Origin of the sequence: Spirochaeta thermophila DSM 6192 (genome assembly GCF_000147075.1) — a bacterium.
Taxonomy (GTDB): Bacteria; Spirochaetota; Spirochaetia; order Winmispirales; family Winmispiraceae; genus Winmispira; species Winmispira thermophila_A.
Genome location: NC_014484.1, coordinates 62,365 through 76,379, shown reverse-complemented (window position 1 = coordinate 76,379; position 14,015 = coordinate 62,365). Strand labels below are relative to the sequence as shown.

The window sequence follows — 14,015 nt, the reverse complement described above, 5'->3', positions numbered from 1 at the left end:
TCCTCTTATCTCCCGCTCTCATCCTCCTCTGCCTCCCCTCCTTCATACTCACGTAGTATTTCTTCCACCAGCTCTCTCAGCTCATCATCACTCAAGGGTCGATATTCCAACTGCTTTATTTTTTTTCTTTCCTTGAATACACAGATTTCTTCAAACTTCTCCTTCCCCTTCACCCCACATTGGGGACACACATCTTTATACCGGTGGGCATACTCACATCCTAATGAGAGGGCAGTTAACTTCCTATATATCTTATCAATAATATCATAAAATCTATTGATCCTCGTTTGCTCATCCAAGGATTTAGTGCCTAAAAACCTTTTAACGAGGTCGGCTATTTTGTTATAGATTTTATCTTCATAAGCATTATAGTAACGTAACTCTCCCGTCTTTATACACTTTACTACTCGGTCAAAGGTCATATCCACATCCTTCCACTCTTCTTTGAACACATGTCCACAGTTGCTGCACTTTAATACATACGTCTCAAAAGGCATTTCCTTTTCACTCATTCAAGTCCTCCTATGTAGTAGACTCCTTCAAACCGTAGAATACTGGGATCCTTTACTGCGTAGCACACCCCTCCAGGATTCTTCTCACTCCAGTATTTTATCGCCGCCGCACCTCCAGGTAAACTCTTTTCCTTAAGCAGTGCAGGAACATGCTTATGCTTCATTCCGTCTACATACCCATATTGTGCGGCTACTGCTGGATCTGTCAGATCCCAGTATCCTTCTCTTATCCATACTAAACTTTACCACAAACTCTGCTGAGAATTTTGTCTCAGCCAGAGCAGTACCTGGATCTTCGGCTACATAGAACGCCAGTCCAAATCTTGCTTCCGGGTCACCATGGTTTTCATAGTCTATAGCTGCTGCTCCTCTTCTGGTGAGTTCTTCTACAAAGGCCCTTGCACTCGTTGCGTGATACACATAGTCACGCCCTGATGATTCCGCCAATGCATCCGGTATCGCTATCGAGGAAGCTCTTGAGTCCTCCCTTATCCCTTCTGCCATGAGTGCGGCGCCACCAAGCACTAATGTTCCTGCAGCTCCAAACGATGCAGGATCGTTCCATGTTCCCCATCCTCCCGTAACCGCATCCTCTACCACCGTTCCCACAGCAACAACAGCCCCACCTACCATCATCCCAAAACCAGTTGCTATCTTCGCCCAATCCGCCCTCCCATCCGGATCCACGTACCGTAAGGGGTTGTAGCTGCAGTAGGCATACCATCCTGCACAGGTAGTACGTGTACTTCTCTCCTCGACGAACTTCCCTTATGTTATCGCTTCCGCAGAAGGGACACTGTGTGGAACAAGGAAGAAGCTCTTTCTCCCTCCAAGGAGGAAATCGTTCTCATTCTATCGGCTACAAGCCGTGAAAGGAGCACTACGTCCACGTGTGTGCCACCTCTCTCCTTTCAGTATACCATTAGATGGAGAAAGAAAGATAATCACCTATATTATTTGGACATTTATATTTTCAGCTGATAACAACATCTTTATCTTTTCTAGGATTTGATCCCGCTCGGGTTGGGAAATCCTAATATCATGATATGGCGAATCCCAATTAGTTATTGCGTCTTTATATATTACAAAGCCTCCCTCTCTTGCTAGGAGCTCTGAATTGAGAGTAAGCTTTTTATCTCCTTCTTTATATTGGAGTGTGTCTTTATTCAAAATCACAATACTAAATCCTTCATCACTTACTATCTTGTGAGACCATTTCTTTCGTATCATTTCTCACCTCATCTGTTTGTTTCTCTATCATTTCACCAGCTTGTAAATTATCTCTACACCATTCTTAGCCAAAATAGGATACTCCTGAGTAGCCCAAAAACTCTTTAACGATAACCCAGCAGCATTTTGAAAACAATATACCACACCCTCCGCTCCTGCTGCAAATCTTCGAGAAAGGACTCCCCATATCTTAACCTGAAGATTCCTGGGAAGAAATCTCCCTATGTTCTCCATTATTCTACCTCCAATCGACATCTCCAATGTTATACCCCCATGCTCCTTTGCCCATTCCATGGCTGCTTTCCCCGCTACTTCTCTACCTCCAGACCAAAAAACCCTGACCTTAGAGGTAGGTGTCTTACCCACAACAGAGAGCCCCTTCCCAGGGAGAAAACCCCCACTTACTACCATTAACCCCGCCTGCCCATACACCACCGCAGCAGGCTCTGCCATCGCAACCTGCTGCTGTATCTCCTCCACCGAGGGTAACTCACCCCCTACCGCCCTCCCAAACAGCCAGTTAAGTACCACATCATCCGTGACCGGTGAACCTTCCGGCCGCTGCGCCTGCCACTCATAGAACCTCGCATACACCTGTTCATCAGTAATAACATCATCCCTCCCATCCGGATCCACGTACCGTAAGGGGGGTGTAGCTGCAGTACCCGTACCACATGGTCGCCTCGGCAAGGCTGTACCCACTCCGGGGAGCCCCGTCCTCCATGGGGGAGACGAGCCGCACTCCCTCCAGATCAGGGCTCAGCCACAGGCCCACCTCGGCCCGGTAGTACCGCGCGCCGAAGTAGTACAGCCCGCTCTCCCCACTCCTTGCCCGTATGATCAGATCCCTAGATTCCCCTACTCATAATTCTCCTCAATAATTCTCCTCAATAATTCTCCTCATAATCTCCACCCAGTGATGTAAATGGAGCCCAAACGCATTATCGAACTCCACTATAACTTCTTCCTCCCCTCTCCACTCCTCCTCCCCCTCCTCCACCTTCACCCACTCCCCCTCCTTCAACTCCCATACCACATAGGGCCCCTCCCCCACCACCACTGTCGTTTCCTCCTCTTCCATCCACACCCCTCCACACTCAATCCGCCCCTCCTCTATCTTCACCCGCCTCACCAAATACCCAGGTATAGGAAGCCTCCACCTCGTCTTTAACTCACCTTCCCACTTTATTATGTCTACCGTGTACTTTCCCTCTTTGTGCCATCCCACATCCACAAGCTCCTCCTTCCCATCCCCATCCACATCTACCACCCACATCCCCCCTTCATACCACCCCCCTTCTACCTCTACCCCCACCCCTTCCCCTTTCAGCGTACCCTTCCATATCCCCTTCAGCGTACCTCCTCCATCAGGCTGCCACCGAACCTGCTTCTCCCCTCCCACTTCCACCTTGTCGTACACCTCCACCTCATCCCCCTCCACCCTCACCACCGCATACCACTCCTCAACCCTGTAGCTCTCCTTGTTCCTCCCCTTGTACTTCACCAGATACCACACCCCCTCTCCCCACCCCTCCCCCTCAAACCGCCTGTACCATGTCGGCAGCGCCTCAGGTTCCCCGTTCACCTCCCACACCCCAGGATACGCTCTCTTCAACACCCTCCACTCCGCATCACCCTCCATCACCTTCACAAGCCCCTCCCACCACCGCCACTCAAACCGCATCTTCCGCTCCCACTCCCGCCTCCAGATCCGCTCCCCTTCCTCCTCCTGCCTCCTCACAAACGCCTCATACGCCTCCTTCTCCACCTCCTCATACCCACGCTCCACCTCCACCCACTCCCCCTCCTCCTCGTCCCACACCCACTCCACATACGGCCTCACACCTCGATACGCCTCGTACTCCCACCCCTCCCTCCCCCCATACACCTTCACCCTCCCAGGCCGTATCACCACCTCCCCTATCCCATACCCATGCTCCTTCACCACCTCAAGAGAAAGATCAAATGACTTTTCCCTCTCCCATCTCTTTTGTAACACATTGTACCCTGTTACAAGAAGACTGGACTGTCTAAATTGCGTATGTTCCCACACCTCTATTATCTCTTCCAACCCATCCATATCCACATCCACCACCCACAGGGGACCAAGCCGCCTCCCCCCCTCCACCCTCGCCGTCTCGGCAACTGGCAGCCCCGAACTCTCAACAAAAAGCTCACACTCAATGAATCGATCATCCCAATAGCACTCCTCCCACACCTTTCCCTCGATGCCCCACGGCCCAAACCGAAACGATACCACCGCCCAGATAACTTCTGAATCGTTAACCGGTGACACTCGATAATCCCTGTAGGCCACCAGAAACTCCCGCTGCCCTTCCCCTGTGTACCTCCCCTCAACCGCCCCCTCATACAGCAGATCCATCCTACGATGTGGCTCCCTCTCCCACCCCTCACCCAACAGAAACCCCTCTATCCCCCCCTCCACCCGTGCCCACACCCCCTCCTCCTTCCTCACCACAGACCCTCCCCCCTCACCCCCCACCTCCTCCCCTCCTACCCATCTCCCACACCCCACCACCAAAAGTACCACCACGATCAGCACTCTCTCTTTCATCGCCCTCACCTCCTATTCAAATTGTCTCGGATAGTAAAAGTAGTATACATCATCTTCACTCACAGTTCTTCCAAATGCCTCCTTGAATGTCTTACTCGTCCCTGCGTTCGCTCCCGTCCCTGCGTACCGAATCTCCCCAGGAGGATGATGCGGCGAGACCGTCTCCATGTGCCCTATCCCCCCAGGATTCCTCCACCCCGCTATCACCAGATACCCCTGATCCGCCAGCTCGATCGCCCTCTCCTCGCTCACCCTCACAAGCCCTCCATAGCCTCCCGCTACCCCAAGCACCTCCATTAGCTCCTCTAGCTCCTCTGTGATCGCATGCTCCTTCATGTTCCCTACTGCAGTGTTCGCATTCACCCAATCCCACCTCTGACCCCCCGTGATGAGGTCAAGAGGTACCCCCAGTGCCACCGCCATCTCGTACACCGCCACGTTGCACCATGTCCGGTCCTTGTTGTTCCTTATGGACTCAGGCATGTCATCCTCACGCTGGAAGGGCCCTATCCCCCCCCTGTGATAGTCTTTGTGGAACACTACTGCCCTCTGGACCCAGGAAAGGTACTCAGAAGGATGAAAAAGGGACCACAGAGTCGTCAACATCCTTCTTCTCGATACGTAGTTGCGGGCGGATGTGAGCCATATGGAGTCCCTCCCATCCGGATCCACGTACCGTAAGGGGTTGTAGCTGCAGTAGGCATACCATATGGCCGCCTCGGCAAGGCTGTACCCACTCCGGGGAGCGCCGTCCTCCATGGGGGAGACGAGCCGCACTCCCTCCGGATCAGGGCTCAGCCACAGGCCCACCTCGGCCCGGTAGTACCGCGCGCCAAAGTAGTACAGCCCGCTCTCTTCGTCCCACTCCTTGCCCGCATACCGGTACCGCACCTCGGGCCGTCCCGCCCACTCGTCGTGCGCCCACCGCCACTCCACCCACAGCTCCCCGTACGCCAGGTACACCCACTTCCCCACCACGTTCCCTCCCCCGTCCGTCAGCACGCTCACGCTCCCCACCAGGTCGCTGTGCACCCACCGCGCACTCTCCGCCTCCGTACCTCCATCACCCCCTTCCACGCTCCCAAGCTTGCTCACCACCCGCTCCTTCCCCACGTACACCTGCTTCACCTCCAGCCACTTCCCTCCTTCCTCCACGTACTGCATGTACGGCCCAAGGTATACCACCTCCCCCAGCCCCGTCTCCTTCCTCACCCGCTCCCCTCCTTCGTCGTACCAGTACCGACCCCACTGCCCTCCCCCTTCATACGCCCTCAGACGCCCCCCGCTGTCCCACCGGTACTCCCGGTCCGCTCCTCCCCCTCCCCCTCCCACCGGATCCACCAGCCCCATCGCATACTCCACACGCTTCACCCCTCCCCCACCTCCTCGATCGCCACCTCACCCGCCTCCACCACAGGACGCTCCCCCCTCCCCTCCGCCACAAGCCGCCCACTCCGGTCATACCCGTACCACATCTCACCCACCCGGCTCACTCGGTACGGCGCACCCGCCTCCCACTCGTACCGCCTCACATACGTGTGCTTCCCCTCTTCCCTCCCCCTCTCATCCACCGCCCTGCTCCGCTTCTCCTCAAGCCGCCCCAGCCTGTCAAACACCCACTCCTGCTCGTACCTCCCCCCTTCCTTCGCCTCACTCCCCCCTTCCCTCACCTCATACATCCCTTCAGCCCTCACCAGCCGGTCGTACGCGTCATAGCCCCACTCGTGCACCACCTGCCCCCACCACCCCTCTTCCTCGAGCCTCACCAGGTCTCCGCTCCTGTCCCACTCCCACGCAAGGTCCCTCACCACCTGCACGCCACTGTCCCTCATCACCTCGGCCTCCACACCCACCGGCCACCCTCGCGCATCGTCGTACACCCACTCCTCCTCCACCCCGTTCCCGTACCGCTCGTACACCTTCCTCCCCCGCCCGTCATACCCCACTTCATCCACGTACCGGTACGTGTACTCCCCATACCGGCCTTCCACCCGCTCCACTTTGCCCCCCCGGTCGTACCGGTACGTCACTTCTTCTCCGTCGGGATACGTGAGCGAGGCCACCTGCCCAAGGTACGTGTACCGGTACCGGTACGTCCCTCCTACTTCTTCCTCTCCCCACTCCGCCCCAGGGCGCTTCACCACTATCCGCTCCTCTTCCACTTCGCCCATGGGCCCATACGTCCTCCCCTTCTTCACCCACGGGCTCTCCACTCCCACAAGCCGCCCCGCATCCTCTTCCCAGGGAAGCGCGTACCGATACGTCACTTCTTCGCCTTCAGGATACACCTCCTTCACCAGCCGCCCCCACCCGTCGTACGCGTACTCGATCCGCTTCCCCTTCGCCCCCAGCTCGCTGTCGCTCTTCGCCACCAGATGGCCCCCCAGGTCGTACCAGTACCTCACCACCCCGCTCTCAGGCCGCCCCTCTTCTTCTACCTCACCCAACAGGTTGTACCGCCTGAAAAGCACCTCGTTCCCTTCAAGGTCAACGACCTTCGTGAGCCGCCCCATCCGGTCCCACTCGTAGATGAGGCCTACCTCGCCCTCCGGTCCGCGTTTCTCCACCTTCCTCACCAGCCCGGCTGCATCACGGTACCACCGCTCCACCCGGCCTTCTGCATCCACCCGCTCCTCCACCACCAGCCCGCCCTCCATCGCGTACGTCCGCCGCTCCTCGGCCCCGTCCGCATAGCGTACCGCTACCACCCGATCCTTCGCGTCGTACGTGTACCGTACCGGTGCCTCCAGCCCACAGGCCGACACGTCCTCCCACGTGGGTATCCCTTCACCGGCACGCCACACGGTCTGGCCTCGCGCCACAGGCCGCCACACCTCGTCCCACTCCTCCACCCCGCTCACCCGCCACCCGGCTTCCTTCCCCCCTCCCGTCCACCGCTCCCCACTCACCGCGACGTACAGCTCCCTCCCCAGCCCGTCCACCCACCGCACGGTCACCACTTCCTCATCCCCCCCTCCCATGTACACCTTCTGCCGGGTCACCGCATACCACGGCTCATCCCCACTGTGGTACTCGATCCGTACCGCTCCCTCATCGTACGGGGTGTCCACCGCCACCAGCCTCCCGCGCCCGTCATACCGATACCTCACCCACGCTCCACTCGGATCCTCTTCCCTCACCCTCACCCCCCACCACAGGTCCCACTCGATCCTGCTCTCGTACTCCCCACCCTCCCTGCTCCCCTCATAGATCACCACCGGATACTGCCCCGCCTCTTCGTCGTACTCGTACCTCACGTAGCTCCCGTCGGGATACTCCTTCCTCTCAAGGTTGCCCCGCTCGTCGTACGCCATCCGCCACGTCCGCCACTCCCCTCCTCTCACATAGGCTCTCACCTCAATGAGCGATCCATGCTCGTCGTAGCTCCCTTCCCTCAGCCACAACAGCTCACCCCTCTCGTCGTACACCTCGATCCGCTCAGGGTGCGCGCGCAGGTACCGCCCCCCTCCTATCTCCGCATACGTAAGCTCCGCTACCTTCTTCCCCCCGCCCCACTCCTCTTCGTACCGCTCAATGTTCCCCCACTCGTCGTACTCGTACCTCACCACCCGCTCCACCGCTTCCCCTCCCTCGTACGACCAGTGACGCTCCTCCTCCACGTACACAACGTACCGCTTCCCCCATAGCCGCTCCTTCTTCACAAGGTACTCCGCCTCCTCCAGCACGTGCCCATCCGCGTCATACACCACCACCTCCTCCACCATGCCCCGCAGATAGTAGTCGTCGTTCCGGTACTTCCTCACCTCACGACGCCCGTCAGGTCGCCTCACTTCCACTTCCCTGAACCCGTAGAACAGCCGCTCCACCCGGTCGTACCGCCCCCCTCGGTACCGGTATTCCTCCCGGTACGTCCGCTCACCTCGTACCGCACCACTCTCCCCCGCATCGTACTCCACCGCCACCACCTGCCACTCCTGCTGCGGCATCTCCACCGTTCCCCCTACCTTGCCCCACTCAAACCGCACCGCCCCCCCGTACGGATACCTCACCTCCGTAAGCAACCCCACCTTCCCACACAGGTTCCGCCTCACCTCAAGCGGCTGCCCAGGGACCTTAAGCACGTGGTCAACCGCCCCGTCCCCGTCTATGTCCACCATCTCCACGCTCACCCCGTCACTCCCCAGATTCCCGTCAAGCCCAAGGCTCACGGTGACCTCCGCCACAAAGAGGTCGGCACCCACCGAACCTTCCACCCCTACACTCAGCGTGTACCCTTTGCGCTCCGTGAGCGCATCCTGCACCACAAAGGGGTTCACCGCACCAATCACATCAGCAGCCCAGGTGAACGCCGCATCAAGCGCATCCCCTATGGTGCTCTCTATCGCACCTCGAATCGTCTCATCCTCAAAGCACGAGACCACCGCCTCGGCGGCACTCTCCAGTACTCCGCTCAGAGGGTCCGCCCAGCTCCCCGGCACCGTAAGGGCGACAGGTTCCTCCGCAAACCGGTCCCCAAGGTTCACCCACACGAGAAACCGATCGCTCCCCGCCTCCTTCCTCACCAGATCGGGAAGGCCGTCCCCCGTAAGGTCGTAGAGCCCTTCCTCACTCCGGTGCTGGGTACCGCTTATCGAGACCGTCCCACTCACACTGTAGATCCCGTAGGTATAGCTCAGCCCCACCGCACCCCCTACCGTGGCACTCACACTGCTCCCCAACCCCCCCTCGACACCTACCACTTCCTCCAATCCTCTCCCGAATATCCCCTTCTCACTCTCCTTCGTGCCTCCCTCCCACGTCTCTTCCTCTCCCCACCCATACCCCTCCCCCACCCGTACCCGATACCCTTCCCCTCCCTCCCCCACCCAGTCAGGAAGCCCATCGCCTGTAAGATCGACAAGCCCCGCCTCCTCGTCACTCACCCCCACACTCAGCTGCACCGAAATACCACCTCCCGCATCCTCCACCTTCGGAACCACCTTCCGCACAATCCCCCTCGAGTCCACGGCAAGAAAGATCGAGGGTACCGTGCGCTCCCCTCCCCCCCAACTCATCCCTCCAATCGGCGCACTCCACCCACGATTCCGATGCCACCCCACTGTCCCCTCCCCTTCCACCAGCCCCACCCTCCCTATCACCTCCTTCATCCCAAACCCACTCCCCGTCCCCCACACCACCTCTACCTCCCCATCCTCCCTCACCGTAAGATGGTCCGGATACCGATCCCCGTTCACGTCCATCACCACCCGCTCCTGCTTCCCCCACCCCTCCTGCATGCTCACCCCGTTCACGTACGTCTTCTGCCCCCCCGTCGCACTCACCGCAAGCGGCGGAAACCCTCCACCACCCCCTCCCCTCGTCACCTCATACGCATCACCCCCATGCCTCACAAGCCGCACCACTCCCCCCTCCCCCAGGTAGCTCGCGTACGTGTACACCACTTTCCTCATCTTCTTCTGTCCGTCTTCCTCCACAAACTCAGCCCCCTCCCTCATACTCACCGGCCCCACCCACTTCGCTTCCTCCTCTACTTCCTCCACATCTCCCCCCTCCGTCTTCCCAAAATACTTAAGGCGTACCTCATCACCTTCCCTGTTCGGATCCATCGTCACTATGTACGGAAGTGCTTCACCCCCACTCTGCCCCTGGGACTCAAGCGCTTCCCTGCTCACTTTGCTCGCATCAAACTCATAAAACCCGTTCCAGATCCCATACGTCCACCCATACTTCCCCCCTCGAAATACCTCACCCTCGTATGCCGCCACTTCCTCTCCCCCTCCCCCCACACCAAACACATCTTCCTCGCTAAGATCCTCATCGCTAAAAAGGTGCACTACCCGCTCCTCTACCTCCCTCCACCCTCCCTTCCACACAGGTACCTCAACGACCAGCCCCCTCCTCACCCCTCCCCACATCCCCTCACACCACCCCCAATCCTCATCCTCCCTCCCCACTACCTCCTCCCCTACCTCCCACTCCCCATCCGCATAGTACCTCACCTCCCCACTCCCTTCCTTCCATGCCACCACCCCCAGCCCCTTAAGCCACTTCGCCGCCGCCTCTTCCTCCCCTGCCCTCACCTTCCACACCCCCTCCTCCTTCACCCGCTCATAGTACTCACTCCGCCGCTCAAGCAGGTACATCCTCACCACCCGCTCAAGCAGCGCCCGCTCCTCTCCCCCAAGCCCGCGCCTCACATACACCCACCCCTCGTCCGCTTCCTCAAACCACTCCCGTCCCCCACTCCCCACCTCCTCCTCTACGTACCTCAAAAACTCCTCCTTCTCCCCCGCATCCACTTTCACCACCCGCCACTCATCACCACACTTCACCACCACCCCCTCCTCCTCCCATCCCACACTCCCTAATGCCGCTACCACCGCCTCATACTCCTCCTCCCCCACCCCCTCCTTCAGCACATACCTCCCCCCTTCCTCCTCATACCACCCCTTCTGCTCATCACTCAGCTGCTCATACATCTCCTCCGAAAGCTCCTCACACCCCCTCCCCATACCTCACCCCCCCCTACCTCTTCCCACAGAAGCGCCTCATACGCTCCCTCCTCAATCGGGACCGCACCCCCTTCCCCCTCCCACCGATACGCCTCACTCCACCCTCCCCGCTCTATCTCCACCTCAACCCACCCATCACCACGCCTCACCCCCACCTCCCCAAGTTCCTCCACCTCACCCCCTCGCTCCTCATACCCCTTCCATCGCCCCCCTTCCTCCTCCACCCACACCTTCCCCCACTCTCCCTCCGCCACCACAAGCCGCCCCCCTCCCTCATCCCCTTCACCCCCGTCCCACTTCCCGTTCTCCTCTCCATACCTCCCTCCATACCCCACATACTTCCTCCCCCCCTCCTCCTCTACCCACCTCCACTCATACCCATCCCCTATCCTGTACCCCACCACAGCCTTCAGCTTCTCCACCTGCCCCCCATACCACTCCCTCCACAACCTCACCACCACGTCAGGATCAAGCTCACACCTCACCTCGTTCCCATCCTCCCCCACCACCACTACCTCCTCCTCCCCCTCGCGATACGCCATCGTCGCCCGCCCCTCCTCGTACGCGTAACACGCCATCATGTACGCTCCCTTCTTCACATCCACCTCACCCCCACCTGCCTCCTTCACCGTCACCTCCTCATCCCCATACGACTCCACCACCTCCTTCATCTCCACAAATCGCACCTCCTTCGGAATCACCCATAGGTGCTCCCTCAACCCAGCCCTCACCTCCTCCCCCTTATCCCCCTCCACTATCTCCCTTAACCCCTCCTCCCAGTTGCCCCGCCGCACCACTCCAACGACAGTACCTTCATCATCCCTCACTACCTGATATACTTTCAACCACGGATTCTTCTCATCTTCATACGAGCCCATCCACTCCTGCCACCCCACAGGTGCCACGTACTCCTCCCCCCGCCACCCCACATCCTCATACAGCTTCACCTTCCGATACCTCACCTCAATCGGTACCTTCACCTTCACCCCTACCGGTACCTCCTCCCCCTTCACCACCACCGCCCACACAAGTTCTTCCCCTACTTCCACCCTCACTTCCTTCACCAGCTCCTCCCCTACCCCCACCTCCCCCACCTTCTCCACCCCCCTCTTCCCCCGCTTCCACACTTCACCTACCACACCCCCCACCTCAGGCTCCACCTCCTCTACCCCTACCCGCACCTCCACCACCCCACTCCTCAACACCTCCCACTTCCTCACCACCTCCTCCCAATAGTACACCTTCCCCTCTTCCCCACCCCCCTCCTCTCCTCCTACCTCCCCCTCCAACGCCCTCCTCTCAAACCCTCCCCCCGTGTTCTTCCAGTACTCCCCTCGCCCCGCTTCCACGATATCCACAAGCCCATCACCGTCTACATCCACAAACCCACTCCCCCGCCTCGTCTTTCCCCAACTCCACAAGCCCCCCACATTCACCGGCCCCACCCCAGCCCACGCCCCCACACTCATCTCCCACTGATCCTCATCCCCTATCCCACTCCCCACCCCCGCATCCTCGTGCGGCCCCTCAAACCCTCCCCCTGTGTTATACCACACCTCCAACACCCCCCCTCGCCCCACCCTCACCACGTCCACCTTCCCGTCCCCATTAATGTCCACTACCGCCTGCTCCACCCACCCCCCTCCCACACTAAACCCCATGCTCGCCCCCACACTCGCCACCGGAGTCCGCTCTATCTCCCACAAGGGCTTCCACTTAAGCCCATACAACACCGCCTCTACCGTCAGGTCCATCCCCATCCCCCAACTCCACCGCTCGGTCACCCTCCCCCCTACACCCTCCCCCACCCCTCCCCACTCCTCCTCCACAAACCCCTCATACGCCCCGTCCCCATCCACGTCCGTAAGCCCTTCATACCCCATCTCGTACCGGTACCACTCCTCTCCACCCCTCCCCACCACCACCGCCTTAAGCTCACTCGCCCCAAATACGTTCTCCTCATACTCGCACCAATACCTCACCACCTCCTCACCCTCCACCTCAACCACCACTTCCTTAAGCCGCTTCGCCCACTTCACCCCCTTCCCTCCCCGCCCGTCCACCCGTACATCCCCACGCCCCTCCCACTCCACCTCCACCCGATACGCCCCCTCCTCAGCCCCCCACCCCACATACCTCACCTCAGCAAGATACACCCCTCCCCACTCGTCCCGCTCATACAGCCACTCCACCCGGTTCCCATACGCGTCCTCTTCCTTGCTCTTGTACCAGATGTACGTCCCCCCTCCACCCTCCACCTTCCCCCCATTCCCCCCATACCTCACCACCACCCCGTCCTTCCGCCTCACCTCCCACTCGTCTCTTTGATCATAATACTCCACCTCCTCATACCCTCCCCCCTCCCGCCTCCTCCGCCACTCACCTCCCCCTACCTCCACAAGCTCCTCCCCCTCTAGCTCTATCCGATCACCCCCCTCATACCTCGGTACCCCCCACCGGTCACTCCGCTTCACCTCCCCCACCTTCAACCACCACCCCTCCCCCACATTCCCCCACCCCTTCCCCACATACCTCACCTCAAGCTCGGGCCTCATCCCCCTCCGCCCCTCCGGCACCCACAACGGTACCCTCACCCCCTCCCACCCCATCCCACCCACTCCCCCTACCCCCACCTCCACCACCCCTCCTTCCACCTCCCCTACCCCCACCCCCTTCACCGCATTGATGTCCACTTCAAGCGGCTCCACCCCCTCCGGTACCTTCAATACCGCCGCCACCATGTCCGTAAAGTGCCTCGTCTCCACCACCACCCGCCCCCCTTCCGCCTCCCCCTTACCCACAAGCCGCCACCGCCCACGCCACTCATCGTAGTAGTACACCCGTACCTCCCCCCCCCACCCCCTCCTCCACCGGTATCACCACCTCAACAGGCTCCTCAAATACAATCCCATCAGGATAAAACCGATACCCCGCCGCCCCACCCGTCACGTTCTCCCGCCACTCACCCACCTCCTCCACCTCCCACAACGGCTCGATCCTCACTTCCACCTCACCCCGTACCGCCCCCTCCGGTACCCGCACCTCAACTCCACCCCACCCCACCACCACCCCTCCCCCAGGCCCCACCACCCCCTCACCCAACACCCCCTCCTCCCCCTCACCCCCACCCCACACACCCCATAAGCACTACACACACCCCACACCCCACCACACCAACAACCGCACCCTAAGGGTATCGTTGGTTCTTCTCATACACTACCTCCT

The 14,015-nt window shown here is 59.7% G+C and carries 11 protein-coding genes; all 11 read right to left on the bottom strand.

Translation table 11 applies throughout. The features are described 5' to 3' along the window. Positions 1–5 precede the first annotated feature (5 nt). The 11 genes from STHERM_RS00335 to STHERM_RS00300 all read right to left on the bottom strand — a co-directional run bounded on the left by STHERM_RS00335 (position 6) and on the right by STHERM_RS00300 (position 13,892). Positions 6–512 (bottom strand): hypothetical protein, encoded by a 507-nt coding sequence (locus STHERM_RS00335; protein WP_013312885.1) that lies wholly within the window; start codon positions 510–512, stop codon positions 6–8. After that, a complete protein-coding gene (locus STHERM_RS11825; protein WP_158304539.1) occupies positions 509–676 on the bottom strand; it encodes a hypothetical protein in 168 nt (55 codons plus the stop codon). The genes STHERM_RS00335 and STHERM_RS11825 overlap by 4 nt, the downstream gene beginning before the upstream one ends. Then, complete coding sequence (locus STHERM_RS11660; protein ID WP_148223837.1) at positions 666–1,199, bottom strand: hypothetical protein; 534 nt, start codon at positions 1,197–1,199, stop codon at positions 666–668. Before STHERM_RS11660 ends, STHERM_RS11825 begins: the two co-directional genes overlap by 11 nt. Before the next feature lie 261 nt (positions 1,200–1,460). Further along, positions 1,461–1,742, bottom strand: coding sequence for an Imm74 family immunity protein (locus STHERM_RS00330; protein WP_041623071.1), 282 nt, complete (start codon positions 1,740–1,742; stop codon positions 1,461–1,463). Between the two features lie 27 nt (positions 1,743–1,769). Beyond that, a complete protein-coding gene (locus tag STHERM_RS00325) occupies positions 1,770–2,378 on the bottom strand; it encodes a hypothetical protein (protein ID WP_148223836.1) in 609 nt (202 codons plus the stop codon). Next, positions 2,356–2,517: a hypothetical protein gene (locus STHERM_RS11820; RefSeq protein ID WP_013312882.1), complete on the bottom strand. Its 162-nt coding sequence runs from the start codon at positions 2,515–2,517 to the stop codon at positions 2,356–2,358. The genes STHERM_RS00325 and STHERM_RS11820 overlap by 23 nt, the downstream gene beginning before the upstream one ends. Positions 2,518–2,616: 99 nt before the next feature. Further along, on the bottom strand, positions 2,617–4,317 hold the full coding sequence (locus STHERM_RS11815) for a hypothetical protein (protein ID WP_013312881.1): 1,701 nt from the start codon (positions 4,315–4,317) through the stop codon (positions 2,617–2,619). Positions 4,318–4,329: 12 nt separating this feature from the next. Beyond that, complete coding sequence (locus STHERM_RS00315) at positions 4,330–5,688, bottom strand: RHS repeat-associated core domain-containing protein (RefSeq protein ID WP_013312880.1); 1,359 nt, start codon at positions 5,686–5,688, stop codon at positions 4,330–4,332. Beyond that, the gene (locus STHERM_RS12480; RefSeq protein WP_013312879.1) at positions 5,685–10,790 is read right to left on the bottom strand and encodes a toxin TcdB middle/N-terminal domain-containing protein; all 5,106 of its coding nucleotides are present in this window, start codon (positions 10,788–10,790) and stop codon (positions 5,685–5,687) included. The genes STHERM_RS00315 and STHERM_RS12480 overlap by 4 nt, the downstream gene beginning before the upstream one ends. Next, the gene (locus STHERM_RS12605) at positions 10,742–13,630 is read right to left on the bottom strand and encodes an FG-GAP repeat domain-containing protein (RefSeq protein ID WP_013312878.1); all 2,889 of its coding nucleotides are present in this window, start codon (positions 13,628–13,630) and stop codon (positions 10,742–10,744) included. The genes STHERM_RS12480 and STHERM_RS12605 overlap by 49 nt, the downstream gene beginning before the upstream one ends. Beyond that, positions 13,614–13,892 (bottom strand): hypothetical protein, encoded by a 279-nt coding sequence (locus STHERM_RS00300; protein ID WP_041623066.1) that lies wholly within the window; start codon positions 13,890–13,892, stop codon positions 13,614–13,616. Before STHERM_RS00300 ends, STHERM_RS12605 begins: the two co-directional genes overlap by 17 nt. Positions 13,893–14,015: the final 123 nt, after the last annotated feature.